This window comes from Dyadobacter jejuensis, from assembly GCF_003149085.1.
Lineage (GTDB): Bacteria > Bacteroidota > Bacteroidia > Cytophagales > Spirosomataceae > Dyadobacter > Dyadobacter jejuensis.
In genome coordinates, this window is record NZ_QGDT01000001.1 from 112,124 (window position 1) to 137,512 (window position 25,389).

Consider the following 25,389-nt stretch of genomic DNA (forward strand, 5'->3'; position numbering starts at 1 on the left):
CCGTGTATGAGTATTGTCTCAATACCCCATCCTAAAAATCTGATCTCGTAGGTTTTTCAGATATAAATTCTTGCTACTGTCTGATAACGCAGATTTTTCTACCATGGATATGATCTGATTTTCACTGGCCATAAACTTTTTGAGCATGTCAGTTGCCCTTTTTTCAACAAGCTGGAGTTTCTTTGCGAATGCCATGAAATCGCTGCGACCATGGTAACCATATATGCTGTAAAAATCGGAATTCATGCAGTCTTCGAATAATTCCAATGCGGTATCGGACTCATATGGCGTGTGAAGTTTGGTACACATCAGATCATAGGCGGGTGTAAGGCAGTATTCGCCTGTTTCCAGCAACATTAATGAAAAGTTCTTTAAGTGGGCATCTCCATTTGAGATAATATAGTTGAATGTGATTTGCTTAAAAAGTTCTTCTAATGCAGGGGGAGCGGCGGCTACATATTTTTTTATCAAAGTGCCTATTGCCTCGTAAGTCCCATCGTATTTATAATTTTGTCCATGAGAGTCACTACTTCGGGATAAGAGCTGCGCGAAATCTTCTTGCAAGTATTTGGTTTCATTGGTTTTTAAATCAAACCTTCGAGTGATATAGGCAGGTTGCCCATCCTCAAAATACAACAGGGCGTTTGGGGCAGTACGTATTTTGAAAATTTGCTCGGCAATTTGCATGGTCAAATGCTCATTTTCTGGAGCGTCGTCTATGGCTTGTATTTGTCGGGCAGGTGGTATCGGTTTTAGTATGTATTGTCCATTTTTTTGACTGAGCACCAAGTTATTTGTCTCTAATCGAAGTGAGTATTTTAATTGGACACCTGAAATGGAAAGCCGTTTGGTATGTTGCTGGTATGTCTCAAAATTGTCTTCTTTGGGCGCTTTGAAACGGAGTATTGAGGAGACTTTTGCTCCGTCAAATAGTTTTATCCGGCATTTACGACAAAAATGTTCCTTGGTTTCAGAGTAACAACTTGAACATAGCATGATTATTCTGGTTTAACGGTGATGGCGCCTATGGTATCGAGTCCGGCAGTTAATAACAACCTTTTGAAATGATCTTTTTCATCTATTCGCAGCAGGCTACATTGAATATCTTTATTTACACCTTCTGAAAGTAAACCAAAGAAAAATGCAAATAAGGTAGGAGAATGGTGAATCTGCTGTTTTTTTGGTAACGACAAGCTGATTGACGGCTTGGATTTATCTTCGAAATAGCTGGATTCATATTCGAAAATATATTTCCCGCTATCGGTCCTTGTGAGGTATCCAGCTAATTCTTTGTTATTGTATACGAGACCTCTCATTCAGGGATGGATTTAATTTTTAGCTGAATGGTAAGGCCAAGTACGGTCAATAATTTTTGTAGCGTTTCCAAGGACGGATTCCCTTTTCCACTTTCAATCATATAAATCGTCTTGGCAGTGATGCCGGCCATAGCCGCAACATCCTCTTGGTTTAAGGCCAAAAGCTGTCTGCGGGTAGTGATATAATGGGCAATTTCCTCCTTATTCATCGGATATATAATACTGATTATGTCCAAATATACCAAATTGAGGTATAAAATCGAGGGTAATCCGTATTATAATACTGATTGCCCTTGTTTCCATAGATTTTACTCCTTCTTTAAGTAATTGAAACGGATTTCGGAATTATAATACTGATCAGGTCTGATGTTTTTGGTTCTTTAAGGTATATTTGCAATTAGAATACCCTATTAACCCACCCCCAGCCGCACTGCAGGACCACGAGAGCGGATTTTATTTCCATGCACACAGCAATAGTTTATTCTTTTCAGCCCACGACCCGCCAAAATACCATTCCAGCCGCTTGAATCGGACGTAACCGTATATTTCTGGCGCAATAAAACATTGCTTTTCCTAACGCTCTAAAAATCCGCCAACCCATGACGCTGCTACCTGGGTAACCCACCCAAGGGGAATTTTAGGAATGGAGGAGGTGCTTCTTTAGTTCATTTATTAAGAATTACTGTCGTCCGTATAAATTGAGGACTTGAAGCATTGTCCTGGGAATAATTATACTTGCAAGAAAAGTGGGAGGCCATGCATCGTGGAACATGTTTGACCCTCCTCCTGAAAATAATAATTTTCTAGGTGCAAAAATTTGAAAAGTAATTTAAGTGGACAGCCAATCATTAGCCAGTTGTTCCATTTTATACCCTCAGAGGTGATCGATAATGGTATAAAAAAAGTATAACTCGGCTTATTACAGCCAAATCTTTTAAGACCAAAAGCCACTTCTTATGCATGCTTTTCGAGGTGTTAACAAAGTGCAGTACCTTGCGGGAAATAGGTAAAAACATTGTGTTTTGGGCAGCAAGCTCGCTTATTGCGGTTTGACTACACTGCCGAAGCGCAGTACTTTTTCAGATGCGACTTCAATGCGAGATCATTCTGCTTTTGGTGCCATTTATTTCGGACTATGCGATTAATATCGGGAATATTGATCGGGCAGCTACTTAAAAATGGACATAAACGGTAAGGTAAACCCTGATAAGGTTGAAATTTTGACTCACCTACGATTACCCTATTTAAAGAAATATTAAAAGGCTGGAAGAAAACCGTTGGATGGTAAAAGAAAAAGGGGAGATTAAAGGACATACCCAAGCGAAATGACCCCTCATTTTATACATTTTTCATCGGCGGCAAGCAACGGCAAGGACTTTTTGAAGGTGGTGGAGCTGCCAGAAGGGTCAATAGGTGTCTTTGACTAAGGGTTTCACAATTTTAGCAAATCAAAGAAGCAGAAGACTTTGTCAATAGGATTAAAATTGCGGCTAAGAATCTTTGTTCATATATTAGCTTTGTTAAATTTCTTCTTTTGATAGTTTGGAGTCTATTGACTTTCCCTTCTAGGGCTTCTATGAGTTAGCCGATCCTCTAAAGCAGAAAAGAGCCTTTGGTAGAATTCCAAAGGCTCTTTTCTAAATATTGTAGGTATGAAGTCAAACTTACTGCTTGGCTACAGCGCTGGTAGCACCTCCGTAAAGTTTTTCCCTAATGGCATTCACCCGGCTATCGAGTTCTGGTTGGGCATCGTATTTATTAGCCATCTGACGTGGCAGGCTATCGGGGCTTACACCGTAGACATACTCATTGCCTGCGTTTAAATCTTTAGACACTTTCTTGTTGTATTTCTGATAATCACAAGAGGACAATAAGGCCATGCCTGCAACAAATGCGAATGCTTTATATACTTTCATTTCTTTGTTTGTTCTAGGTAACGGTTGCAAAAATAGTGGCCATTTCATTAACCACCAAATGCTTTACTTTGAAATATTATTTTTTTAATGCTTTCAACTCCTCATGAACGAAGTCGATAAGCGCTCTGATATTTTTTTCGCTAAAGTCGAACGGAATATGAGCCGCTTCATAGATTTCGGTAATAGGCGCCGTATAGCCTAGCTTCAGAGCATTCAAATACCCTTCCAAGCCCTTTTTAGGGTTTTCTCTGTAATTTTTCCATACCCCTATGGCGCCAAGTTGTGCAATACCATATTCGATATAGTAAAAGGGGACTTCATAAATATGCAGCTGGCGTTGCCATAGGTATTGTTGAAACTGCTCTAGTCCCGACCAGTCCATTACTGTATCGGTAAACTGGCCATAGATCTCTACCCATTGCGCTTTTCTCTCCTGGGCGGTATGCTGTGGATTTTCATACATCCAATGTTGGAATTTGTCGATGGTAGCTACCCAAGGTAAGGTTTCTACAATAGACTCCAGGTGTTGTATTTTGGCTCTTTTGAGTTCGTCTTCATCCTTGAAAAATTCATCCCAGAAATCCATCGTGATCAGCTCCATCGACATGGAGGCTAGCTCAGCTACCTCCGAAGGGGTATGCTTAAAGCTATTTAGGGGTAGCTCACGTGTTACCAAGGAGTGAACGGCATGGCCTCCTTCATGAAGAAGCGTTACCATATCCCGGAGGTTGGAAGTGGCATTCATGAATATAAACGGAACGCCAATCTCGTCGAGCGGATAGTTATAGCCACCCGGTGCTTTTCCCTTTCTAGACTCTAAGTCCAGATGTTTCATGGTTTTCATCACGCGGAGGCAGTCGCCTAAGAAAGGGTCGAGGCGGCTAAAACAGCGGATGGTCTTGTCCAATAGCTCCTCGCCATTTTGAAAAGGCTTCAAGGGGGGCAGACCGTTAGGGTCTACCTTCGTATCCCAGGGGCGTAGTGCATCGACCTTCAAGGCTTTTTTGCGCTCTGAGGCCATGTCGTTAAGCAAGGGGACGATGGCTTTTTTTACCGAATCATGAAAATCGAAACAGTCTTGAGGTGCATAGTCGAAACGGCCCATGGCGGCGAACATATAGTCGCGGTAGTTGGCAAATCCGGCATTTTTTCCCGCTTTATCGCGAAGTCCTACCAGTGTATTGAGCAGTTCGTCCAAGGCGGGGTGGTCTTCATAGCGTCGGTTGCTAATGGCCTTCCAAGCCTCTTCACGCTGGCTACGATCGGTGTTTTGGAGCCGGTCAGCAGCCTTTTGTAGGGTCATTTCTTCTCCATCGAGGGTGACGGTCATCGCCCCAGCAATGGCCCCATACTTGCGCTCCTCGGTTTGCATTTCGGTGAAAACCGGAATGTTTTCCTCTCTAAATATTTCTATCCCACGCTTCATTCCCCTGTGTACGATGCGATAGCCCGATTCCTTAAGCTCCGACCAATAAGGGCTGTCGACTACTTTCTTGTCTAACAGGTTACCATATTCGGCGAGTTTGGGTTGTATTTCAGAGATAAAAAACTGTAAGGACTTAATAAGCCCTTGGTTGGCTGTGTCGCAAGTCTGCCGGATATACCTCCAGGCAAAGTTCTCGCTCAAATAGGACTCTAGCTCACTGCGGTCCGAAAGCCATTGCTCAAAGTCTTTGGCAGAAGAAATTTCTCTTTGGAGCAACTGGTCAATTAATGGTTGTAAGTCGTCCCAATTCTTTAATTCGAACGTTTCCCCTATAAATATTCTTGGGGCACGTTGCGGTATGGCTATTGTTTGCTCTTGTGTCATCAATGTCAAGTTTTAAGAATTACAAAGGTAAGTGGGATTTGTCCTAAAGTGCAAGGTCCTAAGCCTCTATCCATGGTGGATGCTTGTTGGTCAGGAAGTTGTGCCTTAGGTACGTGTAAATCTATTGGCTACTTTGGCTGATGTCGGTCAGGTTGTCGGTGCGAATGTCTTCTGTTTCTTTAATATTGGCAAAAGCATAATTCATTTTCTCCCTGTCAAACTCTTTTTCGTTATTGGCTAGCCAAATGGTGGCTACTCCATTTCCAATAAAATTGGTGATGGCCCTTGCTTCAGACATAAACCGATCGACTCCCAATAATAGCGCTAGGCCTTCGAGGGGAATTACTTTGATGGCCGTGAGGGTAGATGCCAGCACCACAAAACCACTGCCCGTTACCCCTGCCGCTCCTTTGGAGGTCACCATGAGTATTCCTATTAACGATAGGATTTGGCCGATGGTGAGATGTACGTTGAATACTTGGGCCAAAAATATGGTGGCCATAGAGAGGTATATGGTGGTGCCATCGAGGTTAAAGGAATACCCCGCAGGTACCACTAGCCCCACGACCGGTTTGGAGCAGCCCATACGTTCGAGCTTTTCCATCAAGGAAGGCAAGGCGGCTTCGGAGGAGGAGGTCCCGAGCACGATAAGCAGCTCCTCTCTGATATAGTTCAAAAAACGCCATAGGCTTACTTTGTAGCTTCGAAGAATGAGTCCTAGTATACCAAAAATAAAGAGGGCCATGGTGGCATATACCGTTCCCATTAGCTTGGCAAGTGGCAACAGGGTGTCTATGCCGTACTTCCCAATGGTGTAGGCCATGCCTCCAAAGGCGCCGATGGGTGCCAGCATCATCACCAAATGCAGTGCTCGGAATACATATTTAGAAAGAAAGGTAAGCCCTTGTACAATCCTTTCTTTCCCCCCATACTTACTGAGGGCCATACCAAAAAGTACTGAGAATAAAAGCACTTGTAAAGTCAGGTTATCTAAGAAAAATTGTAACCAACTAAAGTCCATGACTTTTCCTGAATAGGCAGAAATATCCCCTTTTTCGAGGGAAGAAGTTACCACCCCTTCTCCAGGGTTGATCAGGTTGGCTACCACAACGCCTATTAATAGGGCAAACGTGGTGACGACTTCAAAATATAAGAGGGCTTTGGCACCCACTTTCCCCACTTTCTTGAGGTCGCCCATCCCTACAATCCCCAACGTAATGGTGAGAAAAATGATGGGGTTAATGAATAATTTGACGATTTGAATAAAACCTTTCCCGAGAAAGTCCATTTTTACGGCTTGTGCTGGAGAAAAATGACCGAGTAAGGCTCCCGTTGTAATGGCCGCAAGGACCCAAAAGGTAAGGTTGGTAAGTAAAGATTTGAATTTCATATTCTGTTGGTAACTTGATTTTTAAGGGTGTTTTAGGAATGCAAACAAGATAGGAAAGATTTTAAGGAGCGAGGTTGGGAGGAGTCTAAGTTTCTAAAATTTTGCATTTGTTTATAATAAGTCTAAATAAAAACTATATATTTGCCTCAACACCGTAGGACACTCATGTTTCCATTCATTTAAAAAAGAGAGATGATAGAACCAAGTAAACATTCCAACTCCTTGCGCATTTTGGGGCAGGCGCGACAAGGCTATATCGGTCAATGCGCCTGCTGCGACCACTACAATTTTGTGTATGGTAATGCCCTTTTTATTTTCACTGCCGACGGCCTGCGAGGATTTTATAATATGCTTTCGGAGTCGGTTCAGATGTATCAACTCAGTGAGGCCTTGCCAAACGGGAAGGATTTCGTATTGCCATCTCCCATACCCAACTTTATGCTCACTTTTAATCATCAAGAAATTGAGGAGATTAAAGATATGTTTCAGGAGGCTTTTTTAACATTAGAAATAGACAGCATCATTCATTAGACGTTGCTAGTTGCGAACGGCTAGTTGTGAACGGCCAGTTGTGAATGACTCGTTACGATATTTAATAATTTCGCCATAGTAATTAGGAAAGGCCGGCCGGTATAGGGCCGGTCTTTTTTGGGTAATTATCATCGGAAATTCTTAACTTACAGTAAGTTGCAAGGGAGTAGGGGAATGTCTAATGCTACCGTTCATGAAACAACTCGTTCAAAACGTAAGATCAGGCCACACGCAATTATTGGAGGTGCCGGTGCCGGTAGTGGGGCCTGGGGAGGTGTTGATATCGGGAACTCTAAGTCTGGTTTCCCTAGGTACCGAGGGTAGGTTGGTAAGCTTTAGCAAGTCTGGGTTGTTAGGAAAGGCCCTATTAGAATCGGCGAGGATCCCTCCTTTGTTGGCGAAGCTCAAAACGGATGGTTTTAGGGCCACTTTGCGGGCTGTCAATACAAAATTAGACACCCCCGTACCCTTAGGGTACAATCATGTTGGGAGGGTAATTGGGCTTGGAACAGACATTCACGATCTGCAATTAGGAGATAGGGTGGTGAGTAACGGTCCTCATGCCGAAATCGTATGTGTAGCTCGAAACCTCGTTTGTCCCATACCCGACGCTGTTACCGACCGTCAGGCCGCTTTTGCAGTGATGGGGGCGGTTGGTTTGGCGGGGATTCGGCTGTTGAGCCCCACATTGGGAGAAACAATCGTTGTGGTGGGGCTAGGATTAGTAGGCCTGTTAACTGCCGAATTGCTGCGTATCAATGGTTGCAGGGTAGTAGGGGTAGACTTGGAGCCGAGTAGGATCCGCCAAGCTCAGAATAGAGGGATAGAAGTGATCAATGCCGGCGAAGGGACTTTGGAGGGGCAAGTTCGTTCTATCACTAAAGGCGTAGGTGCCGATGGGGTGATGGTCACGGCGGCCGCACATGCCGATCATATTCTTCACCAAGCATCCGAAATATGCCGGAAAAGAGGGCGTATCGTATTGATAGGCGTGGTCGACCTTAAGTTGAATCGGCGGCTTTTCTATGAGAAGGAGCTAAGCTTTCAGGTTTCATGCTCCTATGGTCCCGGACGATATGACCCTTCTTATGAACAGCAGCAAAACGACTATCCACTCGCCTATGTTCGCTGGACCGAAAACAGAAACTTTCAGGCCGTCTTGGCCTTATTGTCTACTGGTCAGCTGGAGGTTGAATCCTTGATAGCAGATGAGGTACCCTTTCACGATTATGGGCGGATTTACGCCCATCTCAATACCCATAAAGGGATAGCGTACCTGTTGCTTTATTCGTCAGAGACGTCTAAGCTGGTCAGTAAAGTGGTGGACCATGATATGAGGCCCACGAGGCATCGACAAGGGCGCATCGCGCTTATAGGTGCAGGTCAGTTTGTGAGAACGACGTTATTGCCTACCATAAAAGGGGCGGATATAAAATATATAGTCAGTGCGAAGGGGCTCTCAGCCGCTAGCCTGGCCTTGCAATATGGTATCGATAGGAGCACCACCGATTACCACCAGGTCCTTGCCGATGCGGAGGTGGGGCTGGTGTGGATAGCCACTAGGCATCACTTACACGCTACCTTGGTATTAGAGAGCCTGGCGGCGGGTAAGCATGTGTTGGTAGAAAAACCACTGGCATTGTCGGCCGTCGAACTGGAATCCATTGCAAGGGTCTGCGTCACCTCCAGCGGGTTTCTGTCGGTGGGCTATAACCGACGCTTTGCGCCATTCGCCCTGAAAATGAAGTCCCATCTAGGGATCGTACCCGTGCAGGTGGTTATTACCGTCAATGCGGGACGGGTAGAGGCCAATTCCTGGGTATATGCCCCTGACCAAGGCGGCAGGATTGTGGGAGAGGTTTGTCATTTTATAGATCTCATCACTTTTTTGACGGACAGCCTGGTGAAGGCAGTATGCATGCAAGGGTTTGGGAACGGGACGGGGGATGGAAGTATACTTCTCAATTATCGGAATGGCTCCACCGGGATAGTCCACTATTTTACGGAGGGAAACCAGGATTACCCCAAAGAGCGGGTGGAGGTCTTTGCGGCGGGGACCATCTTGAGGTTAGAAAATTTTAGGGTACTTCGGGGGTATGGTTTTGAGCATTTTACCAAAACCGCTACTATCCAGGATAAAGGACATCGAGGGCTGTACCAAGCCTGTCTTGAAAGTATGCGTGCGGGGGGAGCTCCTCCAATACCCTTGGATATGGTTTTTAATACCTCTTACGCCTCTTTGGCGGCCTTGCAGAGTCTGCAGGAAAAGCGCTGGGTGGATCTGGATTATTAACTAAGCTATAAACTATGGTGAAAATTCTAACCATCGGAGTGGAGATGATTCGGAATATGGGGCTTACCTATCTGCTGTATAGGGTCGGTTTTATCCTTTTGAGAAAAACGGGCTGGTTCCTCAAAACATTCCCCATGGCCGCTACTGACAACAGCTCCCCCATAAGTCTCGAGGATTGGCTCAAACGACCCATCCCATTTATCATGAATCGGCAATCGGGAGGGGGAATGCTTGAGGGGAGGAGGCCTCAGCCGTCTGAGTCGGTTATGTTAAGGCTAAAGCATAGGGCTGAGGCGATAGCGCGCCATAGGTATCTGTATTTCGGGGCAACCTGGCTGGAGGTTCCCGATTGGCATACCCATCCCATTACGCACTACCGATACCCACCTGGCCGTCATTGGTCGTCGATTTCCGACTTTACTCGACAACATGGGGATATCAAATACATTTGGGAGAAAGGACGTTTCGGTTTTTTAATCGACCTTATCCGGTACGAATGGTACAGTGGAGTAGATCAGTGGGAGCTGGTAGCCCGCCGGATAACGAGTTGGATAAACGATAATCCGGTAAACTGTGGGCCGCACTGGTATTGTGGTCAAGAGATAGCCTTACGGGTCCTGCACTGGACCTATGCCCTACATTTTTATAGAAATAGGATTTCTGCAGAATTGTTTGCCAAAATGATGAATAGCATTCGGCAACAGATGTTGCATGTAGCGGAAAGCCAAGCTTACGACAGGGTGACGGTGAGGAACAATCATGTACTTACACAGTTTTTGGCCCTTTATACGGTAGGTAGTTTGTTTCCTTTTTTGGATGAAAGTAATGATTGGAAGCAATTGGGAAAGGAGGGGTTTGAATCCGAAATTCTATTTCAAATATCGGAAGAGGGGAGCTATTTGCAGCATTCTATGAACTACCATCGGGTGGTGGTGCAGTTGCTTACTTGGGCTTTTCGACTTTCGCAGGCCATGCACGACCCTTTTAAAGCGCCTGTTATAGACAGAGCTAAGGCTACCCTCTCATTTTTAAGGGATTGTCAAGATCCTCACTCGGGGTGGCTACCACATTATGGCCCCCATGATGGGTCATTATTTTTTAGTTTTTCAGATGAACCCTTGCGCGATTTTCGGCCGCAATTAGCCTCCTTAGCACATGCTTTGGCACCCATATATGCTTCCGGGGGCTGGCAGGAGGAGTTGGGCTGGTGGGGGATGGAAGCGAGGGGGGAGTCTATGGCGCGGCAGCCTTGCCTAGCAAGGGTTACAAACTATGATCAAGGTGGATATTACATTCTTAAAGATAGGGAAAGCATGTCGTTCCTGCGGAATACCGCTTATATCACTAGGCCTTTTCAAGCCGATAATTTGCATTTGGACCTTTGGGTGCAAGGTAAAAACATATTGAGGGATGCCGGTACTTTTAGTTATCACCAGTTCGATGAGGGAAGCGCCTATTTTTCGGGGACGGCTGCTCATAATACGGTACAGATCAACGCCTCCGACCAGATGCAACGAGGCCCTAGATTTGTGTGGAACCACTGGGTTGGTGAGGCTTCTGGAGGCTGGAGCTATCATGAAGAACGAAAGCAGTATATCTTCTACGGCTATTTTATAGGATATAAACATTTGGCCCCCAAGATTGTTCATAGAAGGATCGTTACGAAGCCTATTGGCGAGCTGTGCTGGGTAGTTGAAGATTGGTTGGAAGGAGTGCCAGCCGCTCTGCCTATCAGACAACTATGGCATCCATCGCCGGGTTTCGAAAGGGATTATAGCCTCAGGGCCGTCGATGCCATGGGGCAGGCGCTGCGGCCGTCGGCCGAGGTGGGCTGGCATGCCGACACGTATGGTCATCGGCAACGAGCCGATCAACTGTATTTTGCCTTAACAGATGGGTATATCAAAACGACTATTCAACGCAAATAGCAAAACCATAGCGCAACTAACTATAACGACCGATCATGCATGTATTACTGGTACATCAATATTTTTTGGACGATCAGCAAGGTGGAGGGGCACGATGGAACGAGATGGCCAGGATTTGGGTAGGCATGGGACATCAGGTGACCGTACTCGCCGGCGATAGACATTATATGGCACACTCGGCCCGCCGACCTAGGGCGGGTTGCTGGCAGAAGAGTCGTACGAACGACGGGGTGCTGGTATGGTGGTGCCGGGCGATGCGTCCCAAGCCGGGCCTTTTAGGTCGGTTGTTGGAATACCTTAGCTTTATGTTTACTGGAAGCTGGGCAGGGCTTTTTTTAGCGCGCGATCGGTACGATCTCGTGGTTTGCACGTCTCCACCATTGTTGGTAGGCCTCGTGGGTTTACTCATTGGACGGGTAAAACGCCTTCCTATGGTTTTTGAGGTGCGGGACCTATGGCCGGAATCGGCCATGGAGACGGGGGTACTCACCAATAAATGGATGGTTCGTTGGGCCCTGTGGTTAGAGAAAGTTCTATACCAGTCGGCCCATTCCGTGGTGGTATTGACGCCTGCTTTTAAGCGGATACTCAGTTCGGAAAAAGGGGTGCCGCTACACAAATTAATCTGTATTCCGAATGGAGCCAATTTTGCCCTGGCCGATCTGGTCAGCGAGGCAGGGGAGAAGCATAGGACGATGTTACGGTCGGAGCTCGGGATATCGGAGCGCTTTGTGATCGTCTATTTAGGAGCTCATGGCGAGGCCAATTACCTTGAGGGAATATTGGAAGTGGCGCATATATTGCTCCAGACTCCAGTACTGTTTTTGTTGATAGGAGATGGTGCCCGAAAGGAGGCCTTGCAGTTGGAAGCTAAAAAGAGGAATTTGACAAATATCTTATTTCTAAATCCTTGCCCCAGGCAAAAAGCCTTAGCGTATGTTCGGGCTTCCGATATGGGCCTATCCATCCTTCAGAAAGTTCCGGTTTTTGGCACCATATACTCTAATAAGACCTTCGATTACCTCTCCTGTAGAACACCCGTTTTGATGGCTATCGACGGGCTATCGAGGGAGTTGATCGAAAAAGCCAATGCTGGAGTGTATGTCGATGCGAAAAATCCATTGGATATTGCCTCAAAAATAAGACATTGCATGCAGGAGCCAGAGTTGCTTAAGAAATGGGGGGAAAGTGGCTATCGATATGCCAAACTGAATTTTGACCGGGAGGTTCTGACCCAGTTATTCTTAGATCATTTAAAAAGCATAATACGAAAGGAAAATCACATTAAACCAAATTAATAAAGTTATGATTACTGAGTCGCGTACTATTCCTGTAAAGAAAAGAATTGCCATCGTTGCCCATGATAACCGGAAGCCAGAGCTACTCGATTGGGCTTGGGCTAATCGGGAGTTGTTAGCCAAAAACGAGTTGTACGGAACTGGTACCACTGGGAAGTTATTGGAAGAAAAGTTGAATCAACCCGTTCAGCGCTTGTTAAGTGGGCCTTTGGGGGGCGATCAGCAGGTAGGTGGAATGATAGCCGAAGAGAAAATCGATATGCTTATTTTCTTTTGGGATCCTATGTCGGCGCAGCCGCACGATCCCGATGTAAAGGCCCTGTTGCGACTCTGCGTAGTTTGGAATATCCCTGTGGCTTCCAATAGAGCCAGTGCCGACTTCCTCTTTACATCACCCCTTATGCATCAGGACTATACGGCCGTTCAAATCGACTATAGTACGTATTTGGATCGGAAATTCTGAACCGAAAAGTAGGCAAATTGGTTCTGATTGCAATTATTGATTTTAAGAACAACATATGTCCACTTCATTAAGAAACATTGAACATCTACTCACAGACACTGTCGTGAGTCAGGCTTATAGCTATATAGATTATGTAGCCATTATGGAAAGGGTGGTAAAAGCAGGCCTCACCACCGGCCCGGTACAGTCGGAGGAGTTGTCGCACTATACCCGTTTGAATCTATCGAGGATGCAGCGGATTTATAAAACGACAAAGCTGCAGCCGGAATTGGTAGAGGCCATTAAGGAAATTAAGGAGCCCCAAACATGGTTTGTGCTTACCGAAGCCTGGTGTGGGGATGCCGCTCAAAATATTCCTGTTTTGGCACTTTTAGCGGAGCAAAACCCTTTGGTAGAACTTAAATTGCTCCTAAGAGACGAACATCTGGAGCTTATGGATCAGTACCTTACCCATGGAGGACGGTCTATCCCCAAATTGATTGCGGTGGATGCCGAAAATAATGAGCTTTTTACTTGGGGCCCTAGGCCGCAGGGGACTCAGGAACTCTTTATGGCTTATAAGGCCGATCCAGCCATGGGACATGCCGCCTTCGCCGAGCAGATTCAGCGATGGTACATCGCCGATAAATCGATGTCGCTGCAGGCGGAGCTACACGCTCTTTTGTTACAAGAGCTTGTTTAGAGTTCCATTTTTAAGAGTTTAGTCTATCTTTGCACTAGGATAATCGACAGCGATTGTCCTGGTGTCCAAATGTCCATGGTTTATTACTATTGAATTGTCGTCCTATTTTAAAAATATATCGGAAGGAATAAGTACGACCCTAACAGGATTGGGGTTGACTTGGAGGCACCTATGGGCCGCTCGTAATAGGCGTTCGGCCAACGATATTAGTAAGGACGACTTCTACGATACGCAAAATGGGATGGTGACGGTTCAATATCCGCTCGAAACGATCCCTATACCAGATGTTGGTCGTTACCGGCTTCATAATGAAATGGACGATTGCATCGTTTGTGACAAATGTGCCAAGGTATGCCCCGTCGATTGTATTGAAATTGAGCCGATAAAGGCTACCGAAGAAGTTGGAAAGGCTTCCGATGGCTCTCCTATACGGTTGTATGCCGCCAAATTTGACATCGATATGGCCAAGTGCTGCTACTGTGGCCTTTGTACCACGGTATGTCCTACCGAATGTCTGACGATGACCAAGACTTTCGACTATTCTGAATTTGATGTTCGGGATATGGTGTACAATTATGCCAATATATCTCCAGAAGTGGCCGATGAAAAGAGGGCATTATTAGAGCAGTTTCAAAAAGAAAAAGAAGCCCAAAAGGCTGCAAAGGCCACTCCCCCGGCTACAAAGCCTGCTGCTAGGCCGGCATTTCGTCCTAAGCCAAAGCCAGTGGAAGAGACAGGTGCTCTTCCTAATACATCGGAGCCAGCACCAGCTAAGCCGGTAGATGCGTCACCGAAACCGAGGCCAGTTTTTAAACCAAAGCCAAAGGAGGTTAAGGAGGATATACCTCAGGAGCCTACTCCTGCCGCAGAAGCGCCTAAGGCCAAGCCCGCTTTTAGGCCTAAAATGAAGCCTAAAACTACTTCTGCTCCAAGCGATGAAGCTAACACCAGTTCTCCTTCGGATGCCTCCCCTTCGGAAGCTCCTAAGGCCAAGCCTGCGTTTAGGCCTAAAATGAAGCCTAAAACAAGTTCTGCTCCAAGCGATGAAGCTAACACCAGTTCTCCTTCGGATGCCTCCCCTTCGGAAGCTCCTAAGGCCAAGCCTGCGTTTAGGCCTAAAATGAAGCCTAAAACAAGTTCTGCTCCAAGCGATGAAGCTAACACCAGCTCTCCTTCGGATGCCTCCCCTTCGGAAGCTCCTAAGGCCAAGCCCGCTTTTAGGCCTACGATGAAGCCCAAAACAAGTTCTGCTCCAAGCGATGAAGCTAACACCAGCTCTCCTTCGGATGCCGCCCCTTCGGAAGCTCCTAAGGCCAAGCCTGCTTTTAGGCCTACGATGAAGCCCAAAACTACGGCCCCAGCGCCAGAGGTTGACGATAAGCCCGCTTCTCCTTCGGATGCCTCCCCTTCGGAAGCTCCTAAGGCCAAGCCCGCTTTTAGGCCTACGATGAAGCCCAAAACTACGGCCCCAGCGCCAGAGGTTGACGATAAGCCCGCCTCTCCTTCGGATGCCGCCGCTTCGGAAGCTCCTAAGGCCAAGCCCGCTTTTAGGCCTACGATGAAGCCTAAAACTGCGGCCCCAGCGCCAGAAGTTGAAGATAAGGCAGCGTCTCCTTCGGATGCCTCCCCTTCGGAAGCTCCTAAGGCCAAGCCCGCTTTTAGGCCTACGATGAAGCCCAAGGCCAAGGGTAATGAACAAAAAGATGAATAGAAACCTGAAAATAACTGGAACATGGAATTGATCGCATTTTATGGTTTTGCGTCTTTGGCGATCGTCTCGGCACTTTTTATATTGTTGTCTAAAAATCTTATTTATTCGGCGTTTGCGCTCTTCGTAACATTTCTGGGCGTCGCTGCATTGTATGTTTTGGCAGGCGCGGACTTTTTGGCCGTTACCCAAATCATGATTTATGTGGGCGGAATACTCGTGCTCTTGATTTTTGGGATTATGCTTACGCAACAAACCAACAAACGGGCAGAGTCGACTTCTGCCAACCAGGTTTTGGCAGGTTCGAGCCGAAGGGTCCCCGCTTTTATTATAGCCATGGCTACCTTTCTATTTTTTAGTTTGGTGATAGTCTCAGCCAATTTTAGGATCGCAGGAAATGTCAACTTGGGGAAATCTACGATCAAAACGATAGGGGTAGAACTGATGACTTCCCATCTTTTACCCTTCGAAATCGCGGGTATATTACTGTTGGTGGCCTTGATTGGCGCCGCCTATTTGGCCCTTAACCGTAACCCTTCTCATGAGTGATATCCCATTGATACATTTTCTAATCGTCGCCGCTGCTTTATTTAGCATTGGATTGGCGATTGTAGTCACTAAAAAAAACTTGATCGGAATTCTTTTAGGCATCGAATTGATGCTCAATGCTGTCAATATCAACTTAGTAGCCTTTAGCCGACACGATCCGGAGCGGCTGGGGGGGCAGCTATTTGCTTTATTTGTAATTGTGGTGGCGGCAGCCGAGATAACCGTAGCATTGGCCATTATTCTTAGAGTATACGGACAGTATGGTACCGTAGAGCCCGACAAGATCGATGGGTTGAAGCACTGATCCCCCTCTTCCTCTTTCGAACGGGTAAATTAGAGCATATACTCCCTTTGAAGGCTGCTAAAGTAAATACTCAACGAAATTAGTTAGTATGAATATTATTTTCTTATTCCTTGCCTTTCTTATAGGTATTTCAAATACGGTCCAATCGGGCGTCAATGCTGGCTTACGTGAGTCACTGGGAAATCCAATATTGGCGGCTATATTTTCTTTTGCAGGAGGCCTTACGATCCTTACAGTGGTATTTCTTATTTTTAATCAAGATCCTGTCCCTAGCCTCTCCGATATACGGCAAGTGCCCTGGACCCGGTTTTTGGGTGGGCTCTGTGGAGCCTTTTATGTACTGACTGTTATATTTATAGTACGCGATATTGGCCCTGCCAATATGCTCTGTCTGGTAGTAGCCGGTCAAATGATCGCCGCCATGACCATCGATCATTTTGGGTTTCAGGGGTTCGATGTTCACCCAATCACACTACCCCGTATACTTGGGGCGGTCTTATTGATTGCGGGGGTTTACTTGATCGTCAAGAACTAGTACAGGAGGTGGCTATTTGGAGCAACCAGGCCCGTAAGTGTCATTGAAGGGATGGAAAATAGCCTATTTAAAGAGTTTTACGAGGAATATAAATCTATGGTGTATAACCTCGCCTTAGGTTATGTACCTCATATGGCCGATGCCCAGGACATTACACAAGAGGTATTCGTAAAGCTTTATCAGCATCATTCTTCCTATGATCCGGCTAAGGCCTCACTAAAAACTTGGGTATATCGGGTTACCATCAACCATTGCTTAGATTTTATTAAGGCCAAACGACGGCAAAAGCGTTTTGGCTTATTTTTGGATTTGTTTCGTTCCGAATCTGGTGAAAAGCCGGAGCCAGTTGCGCCAACTGCTCATCCTGGCTTATTATTAGAGGAGCGCGAAGGAATAGATACCTTAATGGCGGCTATTCAGCAATTGCCAGAGAAGCAAAAAACAGTGATTATTTTGTTGAAAATAGAGGACCGGTCCCAGAAAGAAGTGGCCGAAATTATGGAAATAAGTGTTAAAGCGGTGGAGTCACTCTTTCAGAGGGCTAAGACTCATTTAGCTAAAAAGTTAGAAATTTAAGAAGGAATCGAACACAAAAGTCGTATCATTAAAAAAAGCATAGCAGGATGAATATCGATCAAAGACTCAATCGGCTTAAAACGATCAAAAAAGTGGAGCCACCTCCGTTTTTATGGACCCGAATCCAAGGTCGGTTGCAGGTGGATACCCACTTGGCTCCAAGGAGGTGGCAATGGTCCTTTGCCACCGTCGGTCTGATACTATTGCTGGTGAATGGCGGGGCCCTATTCTCTCATTATAAGGCGGTAAGGACCCCATCTGCTCAGGCTGAAATTATTCATTTGGTTGAAGGCCTACAGCTTTCTCCCACGACGACGATCTACGATGAGTAAAATGAGACTCTTAAGCTTTGCGGTGGGCTTCTTACTACTGGTCAATCTGGTATTAGCTACTTTTTTATATTTGGGTAAGCCCGAAAGGAGAGGGTTCGTCAGAAGAGCGGCCTTTCCTAAGCACATGGTAGTGGAGCGGTTAAAGCTAGATGCAGGACAGCGGGCAGCTTACGAGGAATTGATTAAAAAACACCGGGTGGCCGTTAGGCATCTGAATAAGGCTATTGGCACGGCTAAAGGCCAATGGTATCGCACCTTGTCGGGTGAGCATGAGGAGCAAGCAGATTCTCTGAAAAACGAAATAATGGAATTACAGAGCCGATTGGAGGGGGCACACTTTCGACATTTCGTAGCGCTCAAAAAGATTTGCCGACCCGACCAGCTGCCCGAATATCAAAGGCTAACCCAAGAGCTTGCAGGTTTTTTTAGTATTTCTCAAAATAATGATCGCGCTGCGAAGGATTAAAGGTCGGATGTCGTATAAGTTTAAAAAACTATAAAAGATGAAAAAGACATCCCGTTATTTACTCCCTTTGATCGCCTGCCTATCCTTGGTTTATTTGAGTTGCGATAAGTCGGCCACCGCTGCTGTGGATCCTGAGATCACCGAGGCCGACGTCCCAGCTGTATTTTCCAAAATATATGGTGCCACGAGCATTACCAGCGATGGAACTTACGTGACCATTAAGACCAACGGAGTCCCCGACCATAAAAGCATCTATCAAAGTGCCTCTTCAGGGCTTTATGAAGACTTCTCGGGAAGTACCTTTGGGGGGTATCAGTTTATCAAAAATCCGAACACCATAGCCACTCAGTCGCTGACCTTTAAGATTCCTATTGAGCCCAAAGTGGCCAGCAGCCATGCCGCCACGCCACTCGGTGCCATAGGAGTAGCACTCAATGGAGTTCCTTTTTACAATCAATATGCAGGTCCTAACCAGCCTCTTACCAATGAGGTAATGAGCTTTGATCAATATTGGGGACATCCGCAGCAATCTGGACAGTATCATTATCATGTTGAGCCCTTGTACCTCACACAGGTGAAAGCCTCCCGTTCGGCATTATTAGGCTTCTTGTTAGACGGTTTCCCTGTATATGGTCCCGAAGAAAACGGTGCCGAAGTGTCCAATGATGCTTTAGACGCCTATCACGGCCATAGCCATGCTACCGCCGACTATCCCGAGGGCATTTACCATTATCATATTACCGATGCAGACCCTTATCTTAATGGCAGTGGGTTCTATGGGACGGCGGGCACTGTTTCGCGGTAGCCTGTCCCTGTGGGCCTTTATTGTGTTTTTGAGTTGTGAGCCCGACGTCCACTATGTGTTATGGGATGACGCAAGGTTGCTCCAGTCGGAGCAATATCTGTTGCTCGATCGAATACCCTTTTCCGGAGTGGTACTTACCTTAGATTCCAATAAGACCGACACCTTGGTCTACCAATCTTACAAGGATGGACTAGAGCATGGTGCTTGGAAGCAATATTACGGCAATGGGCAATTGAAAGAGAAGAGGTTTTTCGACAAAGGTCAAAAAACCGGGGACTACCTGGCCTTTTGGGACGATGGCTCCCCTATGCTGGCCTATCAGTTCCGAGAGGGGGAATATGAAGGTACCTGCCGGGAATGGAACAGGGATGGACAATTGATACTGGAAATGAATTACAGCAAAGGGCATGAAAAAGGAAATCAGAAAATGTATTACGATAATGGCAAAATCAGGGCGAACTACACGGTGGTGGATGGGCGTAGGTTTGGGCTATTGGGTACCAAAAATTGTATTAATATTTCGGACTCGGTATTCGTTCCTATTCCTCTTGGGGCTGGAAGTAAGCCTCTGGAGCTGTCAAACAGCACAAAAGGAGAATAGACTACCGTACTATAACCAGGCCGATTTCACTCCACAATTTTTGAGTCCATCCGAGGCCCTTACGCAGATCGACCATACTATTGGCGAATTTAGCTTCACCGACCAGCACGGTGCCACGGTTACCGATCAGGATATTGAGGGCAAAATCCATGTAGCTAATTTCGTTTTTACGAGTTGTATCAGTATTTGTCCGGTGATGACCAAGCATCTAAAAATACTCCAGGAGCAGTTTGGCGACAATCCGCAGGTAGAGGTGCTTTCCTATAGTGTCACTCCATGGATCGACACCGTCGATAGGCTGGAGGGGTACACCCAGCAAAACGGTATTACGGCTAAGAACTGGCATTTTCTGACTGGCAACCAGGCGGCGATTTATGCATTGGCACGACAGTCCTACTTTGCCGAAGAGGACTTAGGCTTTACCAAGGACAGTAGCGATTTTCTGCATACGGAGCATGTCTTGTTAGTAGACGGTAGCAAACGTATACGAGGCATATATAATGGCACCTTAGAGCTGGAAACCCAGCAGCTTGCCAAGGATATCAGCTGGTTATTGGCGGAAGCTAAAAAGCCTTAAGCTTCCATTTTGGCCAATACTTCCTCTATAGGGCGCGTATCTTCATAATACGAGAGTATCTTGAGCATAATGGCCTCTACGATCGCATCGGGGCAGGAGGCACCGCAGGTGAGCATAATTCGTGCTGGCTCGGTGTCGGGTAAGAAATTTTGGGTGGTTACCTCCTTTTTGCCGTGCAGCACATAATGTTGAATCAGGTCTTTACTCAGTATTTTATGGGCCGATTCTATAAAGTAGGTGGGGAATTTGGTTTCACACAGTTCCACCAAATGGGAGGTGTTCGAGCTGTTATAACCTCCTGCTACCAGCACCAAATGCGCCTCGTGAGTGAGCAAGGCATAGGTAGCGTCCTGGTTATCGTTGGTGGCATAGCAGAGGGTATCGCGGGTATTGGCAAAGTGATTCTCCACTTCATGAGGCTGTAGATTATAATGTTGTATCATCACATTCTTCAGGAAGTCGGAAATCCCCTGGGTATCGGAGGCCAGCATCGTGGTTTGGTTGACGACCCCAATGCGTTTCAAGTCTTTTTCTGGGTCAAATCCCTCGGAATATTGGCCCTTAAAATCTATATAAAACTGTTCATAGGGCAAGCTTCCAGTAAGGTATTGGGCTAATACGCTCGTTTGGGCCATGTCTTTGACTACCACGGTAGGGGCATTGGCTTTGCTATGGGAAAATGTGGCCCTGGTTTCTTCGTGAGTAGGCTTGCCGTGAACGACGATTGAATAGCTCTTTTCCCCTATCTGGGCGGCTCTGTTCCACACTTTTTCTACGAAGGGACAGGTAGTATCGTAGATATAAGCATTAATACCCAGATTTTTGAGCTGGTTTTGGATTTCTAAGGTAGTGCCGAAGGCCGGGACAATCACGATGTCCTCAGGGCTCAAGCTTTCCCATGGGATGATCTGCCGACCCTCTGTATCCATAATGAATTGGACGCCTCTTTGGACCAGGTCACGGTTGACGTCAGGATTGTGGATCATCTCACTCAAAAGAAATATTCTTTTGTCGGGATTCTCTGAAAGTGCCTTGTAAGCGATGTCGATGGCATTTTCTACCCCATAACAAAAACCGAAATGGCGGGCAATCAGAAACTGTACCGGGCCAAAATCGAGGATTGTGGGGCTGTAATCCCGCTTTAGTTTGTCTTTTTTTCTTCTATGCTCCTTAATGGGGCTAATGATACGGCTTCTATAAAACTCGGGTATATCAAAGGTCTTCATATTAGATGTTCGGCTTGGGAGTGACGTCTGGCGAAGTACTATGGGGCTTCGGCGTTCCTGGGTTCAAAGATAACGTACCCGGTACAAAGAACAATCCTTGCTGGCGGTTTGTTCTTTATACTAAAAACTTATTTGTTGCCGACATGCAACTTTTTGAAAGTTACGGAGTCTTTGTTTCGTAACGTTAAAAAACCAAACCTACAGCTTGAAATCTGAACCCTATATCGACCAACATGTCGAGCTAGTAGCCCGTTGTAAGCTTGGGGAGCGAAAGGCACAGTATGAATTGTACCAGCGCTACTCCAAGGCTATGTTCAACGTCTGTATGCGCATATTGAATCATTTTGGAGAGGCTGAGGACGCTTTGCAAGAAGCGTTTATGGATGCTTTTACCAACTTGCATCAATTTAGGCAGCAGTCGACTTTTGGTGCCTGGCTCAAGCAAATCGTAGTGAATAGGGCGCTTAGCCAGATCAGGAGCCGAAAAGTAGAATGGGTAGAGCTGAGTAGCTGGGAGCAAAATGGAGGACAAACTTTAGCGGACTATCAGGAAGACTCAGATGAACTGGACTTGGATGTACAACGTATACAAACAGAAATACTGATGCTGCCCGATGGGTATAGGGTCGTTCTGAGCCTGTATTTGTTCGAAGGCTACGACCATGAGGAAATTAGTGAAGTGCTAGGGATTAGTGAATCGACTTCTCGTTCCCAGTACTTACGTGGTAAGCGTAAATTGTTGGAGAGAATCGGCAGCAGAAACGGATTATAGACGATTAAGTGATGGTATTATGAAAGATAAATCGGGTAAAAAGGATCATTTAGAGCGATTTGTAAGGGATAATCGGGAGCGCTTCGACCAGTATGAGCCGTCGGCTCAGCTGTGGGAGCGGATAGACCGCGCCTTGCCCGCCGATGTCCCGTCCCCAAACGAGAAAAAGAAGGGTTGGATGCTGCCTCTGGCTGGGAATTGGCTACGCATTGCCGCCGGGTTGGTGCTTGCATTAGGACTGGGCATGCTTCTTTATTTGCACGAAGGGGATGCTAGCGACCCTACGGCTCAGCAGCAGCCTAGCTACGACCAGGAAATGAGCCAGTATGCCCAACTGATCGACCAAAAGCGCGATGAGATCCTGAAGCTTACCAATCATAACCCAGAGCTTAGAAAAGCATTCTCTTCGGACTTACAGGCCTTAGAGGCTAATTACCAATCGCTGAAGCAGGATCTGGGCAATGCCCCAAACCAAGAAGCGATGCTGCAGGCCATGATACAAAATTTGCAATGGCAGATAGATCTGCTGAATCAACAATTAGACATCTTACAAAGATTTAACAATTCGACCGATGAAAACAATAAAACTGACGACCATCCTGCTGTTATTTAGCCTATGTGCCATGGCAGGGGCCGTTAGGCCATACCAACATTCGCCGGACGAGAGACGTAGGGTTATTACTAAAGAGTTTTCTGTTCGTCCCGGAGAGGCCCTGTCCATTGACAACCAGTTTGGGAGTGTGACCGTTAACCTTTGGGAGCGGAATAGTATTAAAGTGGATATTAGAATAACCGCCAATGCGGTTTCCGAATCGCGGGCGATGGCCTATCTGGATGCCGTACAAATCGATGAAGAGCGCCAGGGAGGTAAGATCATGATAAAGACGGTGATTGGTAGAGGACCTTTTACCAAAAATATTGGAGGGCAGCGCAACTCCCAATCTCTCCAGATCGACTATACCCTGTATATGCCCCGAGAAACGGCCTTGTTGGTCAAAAATCAATTTGGCGATACCAAAATTCCTACCTTCCATGCCCCACTGACTATAGACTGTCGGTATGGCGACTTGTTTTCCAATGCCCTCGAAAATGTGTCCAATCTCATCGAGATGAGCTATGGCAGCGCAAAGCTGGGCAAGGTAGTGGGCGGTAAATTCGATTTTAAGTACGCCGACTTAGAGCTAAAAGAAATAGTAAAACTGGAGTTGAAAAATAAATTTGGCGAATTGAAGATCGAAGACGTTACAAACTTACAGGCCGATATCGATTATTCGAATGCTAAAATCGGGGTGATCCGTGGGCCTTCCCAGATCCGGCTCAATTATTCCAGCGATTTCAGTATCGATGAGCTCCAGAGCCTCAGTAAGACCCTGCAGATAGATGCCAACTATTCGTCGGTAGAGCTTCCTGCCCAGGCCAATCGGTTTAAGGTAAGCGTTACCCATGGAAACTTTAGCTATCCCGCGGGCAAGGCCTCCTTTACGGTACAGCCCGAAAAGGGAATACGCCCCGACAAGACCCAAAACTTCCAAGGGATAATCAGAAATGGAGCCGGAGCCGCCATTACAATCCAATCGAAATACGGCAATGTACGGTTCAAAGATTGAGCTACTTTTCGGTAAGTATGAGATACCTAAAATCCAATGGATCGAAAGTGCCCAATAGCTTCTGGATAAATTGCGGATCGGTAAGGTAAAACTTTAGCAAGTTGTCATAGCGCTCCTGGGCTACTCCGTTCGGGAAAAGCTTTTTCTTTAACCCCATCAATTGTCCTATTTCCGAGCTATGGTTCCTTTCTTCTGCCTTGGTAAGGCGTTTTTCTAGCTGTAATAATATTTTTTCCAATCGGGTTAATGCCGCCTTTACGGTGGGCTCTAGGGTAGGATCTATGGCCGCCGCTTGCTCAGCAATGGAGTCGAAGAGGCCTTGCATAGCGAGCCTTTGGTTTTGTAAGTCCAGCTTGTTATTGCTAATCTGCTTCGTGAATTTTTTGCGTAAGCTCGTCTCGTCTAAAAACAAATCTTCCAGTGCTATTTCTAACTTATTAGCCTTGTCAACCTGGCCACCAGTGAGGCAAAGGGCGAAGTTGCGTGGGATCAGCATCGGGAAAGGAACCTTATAATGAGTAAAGATAGACTTGAGCTGCATCCAGTAGGGAATCTCTGACGGTCCACCAATATAGGCCAAGTTGGGTAGGATTACCTCTTGGTATAAGGGGCGCATTACTACATTGGGGCTAAAGCGTTCGGGGTGTTGCTGGGTGAGTTCCAGGATTTCGGCTTCTTGGAAGCGTAAGTCGGTATTGAGTACTTGGTATTGATCCCCTTCCTTCACGATCCTTTCACGGATATTATTGTCGAGATAAAAGAAGTTGATTTCTCTTGCATAGACGGGGGTTTTGTATCCTAACCCCGTTAGTTCGGCGGAGGTTTGTGAGACGAGCTCTGCAGAGGGACTCTGTAATAATTCTTCTTGTATGGTCGGCAGAAAACATCGTTTAAGGTCGGGGTCGTCGGCGTCCAAACAGACCAGTCCTTCCTGGCCAAACAACTCATGCATATAACATCGAACGGCGTCCGCTAAGGTGCTGTGCTCCAAATAGGCCTTTTTGAATAGCAGAAGCTCTTCGGGCAATTGCTTTAGAATGGCTGCCAGGTCGTTGGGGTTGAGCCGGCCTACTGCCCCAGTATAATCCCCTTGCCAACGATGCGTTTGGCCATCGAGGTGAAAAGAAGCGATTTCGTCGAAGTCATGGTCTTCGGTAGCCATCCAGTATACCGGAACAAAATGACAATCAGGGTAGGTTTTTTTTAATTCTCTGGCCAGATTGATGGTCGTTACCAGCTTATAAATGATGTATAGCGGGCCCGTAAATATATTGAGCTGATGGCCCGTGGTAACGGTATAGGTATTAGGGGCGAGTAGAGGACTAAAATCGGGCTTATTAGGAAGGTTCTGGTATTGCTTTTCGAGGGCCTTTACCAATACCTTCCTGGTTTCGGGATCGAATGATTTCTTTTTTTCAATAGTATCCTGCGCCTTCTCCAGCGTAGGGAAGGTCTCGTAAAATTTGGCTACTTCTGGTTTTTGGTCGAGATAGTCCAACAAAAGGCTTGGGAACTGTCCTGTGCTACGTAAATCTATGGGAAGGGCATTCATGGAAGTTTTCGTTTCAACCGCTGTAAAAGAATCCAAATCTATCCGAGTTAAAATAATAATTAAATGAACCGAGCAAATAACGTTAAAGTTCAGTAATTCTGATAGGGAGGGCAACCTATTCCTTTAAAATTTGGCGGATGGCCTTAAAACGA

General features: G+C 46.2%; 28 protein-coding genes. 20 read left to right on the top strand and 8 right to left on the bottom strand.

The features are described from left to right. Positions 1–18: 18 nt before the first annotated feature. Genes CLV98_RS00500 through CLV98_RS00510 form a run of 3 tightly spaced genes read right to left on the bottom strand, consistent with a single transcriptional unit; the run spans position 19 to position 1,525 of the window. Positions 19–996 carry a HipA domain-containing protein gene (locus tag CLV98_RS00500; protein WP_109671896.1) on the bottom strand — a complete coding sequence of 326 codons (978 nt, stop codon included), beginning with the start codon at positions 994–996 and terminating at the stop codon, positions 19–21. A gap of 2 nt (positions 997–998) precedes the next feature. Next, the gene (locus tag CLV98_RS00505; protein ID WP_109671898.1) at positions 999–1,316 is read right to left on the bottom strand and encodes a HipA N-terminal domain-containing protein; all 318 of its coding nucleotides are present in this window, start codon (positions 1,314–1,316) and stop codon (positions 999–1,001) included. Continuing rightward, positions 1,313–1,525 (bottom strand): helix-turn-helix domain-containing protein, encoded by a 213-nt coding sequence (locus tag CLV98_RS00510; protein ID WP_109671900.1) that lies wholly within the window; start codon positions 1,523–1,525, stop codon positions 1,313–1,315. Before CLV98_RS00510 ends, CLV98_RS00505 begins: the two co-directional genes overlap by 4 nt. A gap of 709 nt (positions 1,526–2,234) precedes the next feature. Between CLV98_RS00510 and CLV98_RS24100 the strand changes: the two genes are divergently transcribed. Beyond that, a complete protein-coding gene (locus CLV98_RS24100) occupies positions 2,235–2,369 on the top strand; it encodes a DUF4372 domain-containing protein (protein ID WP_374755168.1) in 135 nt (44 codons plus the stop codon). A 611-nt stretch (positions 2,370–2,980) separates the two neighbouring features. On the opposite strand, the gene CLV98_RS00520 is transcribed toward CLV98_RS24100, so the two are convergent. From CLV98_RS00520 to dctA, 3 genes are all read right to left on the bottom strand, one after another. Next, a complete protein-coding gene (locus tag CLV98_RS00520; protein WP_109671904.1) occupies positions 2,981–3,232 on the bottom strand; it encodes a hypothetical protein in 252 nt (83 codons plus the stop codon). Positions 3,233–3,308: 76 nt separating this feature from the next. Continuing rightward, entirely contained in the window at positions 3,309–5,042 is a 1,734-nt protein-coding gene (locus CLV98_RS00525; protein WP_109671906.1) for a M3 family oligoendopeptidase, read from the bottom strand. A gap of 121 nt (positions 5,043–5,163) precedes the next feature. Next, entirely contained in the window at positions 5,164–6,432 is a 1,269-nt protein-coding gene (gene dctA, locus CLV98_RS00530) for a C4-dicarboxylate transporter DctA (protein ID WP_109671907.1), read from the bottom strand. A gap of 192 nt (positions 6,433–6,624) precedes the next feature. Between dctA and CLV98_RS00535 the strand changes: the two genes are divergently transcribed. From CLV98_RS00535 to CLV98_RS00610, 16 genes are all read left to right on the top strand, one after another. Next, positions 6,625–6,963: a DUF6686 family protein gene (locus tag CLV98_RS00535; RefSeq protein ID WP_109671909.1), complete on the top strand. Its 339-nt coding sequence runs from the start codon at positions 6,625–6,627 to the stop codon at positions 6,961–6,963. Between the two features lie 193 nt (positions 6,964–7,156). Continuing rightward, positions 7,157–9,256 (top strand): bi-domain-containing oxidoreductase, encoded by a 2,100-nt coding sequence (locus CLV98_RS00540; protein WP_109671911.1) that lies wholly within the window; start codon positions 7,157–7,159, stop codon positions 9,254–9,256. Between the two features lie 14 nt (positions 9,257–9,270). After that, positions 9,271–11,184 (top strand): heparinase II/III family protein, encoded by a 1,914-nt coding sequence (locus CLV98_RS00545; protein WP_109671913.1) that lies wholly within the window; start codon positions 9,271–9,273, stop codon positions 11,182–11,184. 35 nt (positions 11,185–11,219) lie between these two features. After that, complete coding sequence (locus CLV98_RS00550; protein WP_109671915.1) at positions 11,220–12,482, top strand: glycosyltransferase family 4 protein; 1,263 nt, start codon at positions 11,220–11,222, stop codon at positions 12,480–12,482. 7 nt (positions 12,483–12,489) lie between these two features. Further along, on the top strand, positions 12,490–12,945 hold the full coding sequence (locus tag CLV98_RS00555; protein WP_109671917.1) for a methylglyoxal synthase: 456 nt from the start codon (positions 12,490–12,492) through the stop codon (positions 12,943–12,945). A 55-nt stretch (positions 12,946–13,000) separates the two neighbouring features. Then, positions 13,001–13,627, top strand: coding sequence for a thioredoxin family protein (locus CLV98_RS00560; protein WP_109671919.1), 627 nt, complete (start codon positions 13,001–13,003; stop codon positions 13,625–13,627). A gap of 154 nt (positions 13,628–13,781) precedes the next feature. Next, a complete protein-coding gene (locus CLV98_RS00565; protein WP_229203140.1) occupies positions 13,782–15,338 on the top strand; it encodes a 4Fe-4S binding protein in 1,557 nt (518 codons plus the stop codon). A 21-nt stretch (positions 15,339–15,359) separates the two neighbouring features. Beyond that, positions 15,360–15,884, top strand: a complete 525-nt coding sequence (locus CLV98_RS00570) for an NADH-quinone oxidoreductase subunit J family protein (RefSeq protein WP_109671923.1) — start codon at positions 15,360–15,362, stop codon at positions 15,882–15,884. Then, a complete protein-coding gene (gene nuoK, locus CLV98_RS00575; protein WP_109671924.1) occupies positions 15,877–16,188 on the top strand; it encodes an NADH-quinone oxidoreductase subunit NuoK in 312 nt (103 codons plus the stop codon). The genes CLV98_RS00570 and nuoK overlap by 8 nt, the downstream gene beginning before the upstream one ends. An 88-nt stretch (positions 16,189–16,276) precedes the next feature. Continuing rightward, positions 16,277–16,723, top strand: a complete 447-nt coding sequence (locus CLV98_RS00580; protein WP_109671926.1) for a DMT family transporter — start codon at positions 16,277–16,279, stop codon at positions 16,721–16,723. A 51-nt stretch (positions 16,724–16,774) separates the two neighbouring features. Then, positions 16,775–17,299 carry an RNA polymerase sigma factor gene (locus CLV98_RS00585; RefSeq protein ID WP_109671928.1) on the top strand — a complete coding sequence of 175 codons (525 nt, stop codon included), beginning with the start codon at positions 16,775–16,777 and terminating at the stop codon, positions 17,297–17,299. Positions 17,300–17,346: 47 nt separating this feature from the next. Beyond that, positions 17,347–17,631 (top strand): hypothetical protein, encoded by a 285-nt coding sequence (locus CLV98_RS00590; RefSeq protein ID WP_109671930.1) that lies wholly within the window; start codon positions 17,347–17,349, stop codon positions 17,629–17,631. Beyond that, complete coding sequence (locus tag CLV98_RS00595) at positions 17,624–18,097, top strand: periplasmic heavy metal sensor (RefSeq protein WP_109671931.1); 474 nt, start codon at positions 17,624–17,626, stop codon at positions 18,095–18,097. Before CLV98_RS00590 ends, CLV98_RS00595 begins: the two co-directional genes overlap by 8 nt. A 37-nt stretch (positions 18,098–18,134) precedes the next feature. Continuing rightward, on the top strand, positions 18,135–18,902 hold the full coding sequence (locus CLV98_RS00600) for a YHYH protein (protein WP_109671933.1): 768 nt from the start codon (positions 18,135–18,137) through the stop codon (positions 18,900–18,902). Beyond that, positions 18,859–19,503: a toxin-antitoxin system YwqK family antitoxin gene (locus CLV98_RS23815; protein WP_158281182.1), complete on the top strand. Its 645-nt coding sequence runs from the start codon at positions 18,859–18,861 to the stop codon at positions 19,501–19,503. Before CLV98_RS00600 ends, CLV98_RS23815 begins: the two co-directional genes overlap by 44 nt. A 40-nt stretch (positions 19,504–19,543) precedes the next feature. Continuing rightward, complete coding sequence (locus CLV98_RS00610; protein ID WP_229203141.1) at positions 19,544–20,080, top strand: SCO family protein; 537 nt, start codon at positions 19,544–19,546, stop codon at positions 20,078–20,080. On the opposite strand, the gene CLV98_RS00615 is transcribed toward CLV98_RS00610, so the two are convergent. Next, positions 20,077–21,306, bottom strand: coding sequence for a 4-hydroxy-3-methylbut-2-enyl diphosphate reductase (locus tag CLV98_RS00615; RefSeq protein WP_109671939.1), 1,230 nt, complete (start codon positions 21,304–21,306; stop codon positions 20,077–20,079). The genes CLV98_RS00610 and CLV98_RS00615 overlap by 4 nt on opposite strands. A 205-nt stretch (positions 21,307–21,511) precedes the next feature. On the opposite strand from CLV98_RS00615, the gene CLV98_RS00620 reads away from it, so the two are divergent. Genes CLV98_RS00620 through CLV98_RS00630 form a run of 3 tightly spaced genes read left to right on the top strand, consistent with a single transcriptional unit; the run spans position 21,512 to position 23,685 of the window. Beyond that, the gene (locus CLV98_RS00620; RefSeq protein ID WP_109671941.1) at positions 21,512–22,078 is read left to right on the top strand and encodes an RNA polymerase sigma factor; all 567 of its coding nucleotides are present in this window, start codon (positions 21,512–21,514) and stop codon (positions 22,076–22,078) included. Positions 22,079–22,097: 19 nt separating this feature from the next. Beyond that, positions 22,098–22,691 carry a hypothetical protein gene (locus tag CLV98_RS00625; RefSeq protein ID WP_109671942.1) on the top strand — a complete coding sequence of 198 codons (594 nt, stop codon included), beginning with the start codon at positions 22,098–22,100 and terminating at the stop codon, positions 22,689–22,691. Then, positions 22,651–23,685, top strand: coding sequence for a DUF4097 family beta strand repeat-containing protein (locus CLV98_RS00630; RefSeq protein ID WP_146202215.1), 1,035 nt, complete (start codon positions 22,651–22,653; stop codon positions 23,683–23,685). Before CLV98_RS00625 ends, CLV98_RS00630 begins: the two co-directional genes overlap by 41 nt. Position 23,686: 1 nt before the next feature. Here the strand turns inward: CLV98_RS00630 and bshC are convergent, their stop codons facing one another. Next, the gene (bshC, locus tag CLV98_RS00635; RefSeq protein WP_310588680.1) at positions 23,687–25,273 is read right to left on the bottom strand and encodes a bacillithiol biosynthesis cysteine-adding enzyme BshC; all 1,587 of its coding nucleotides are present in this window, start codon (positions 25,271–25,273) and stop codon (positions 23,687–23,689) included. Between the last annotated feature and the right edge of the window lie 116 nt (positions 25,274–25,389).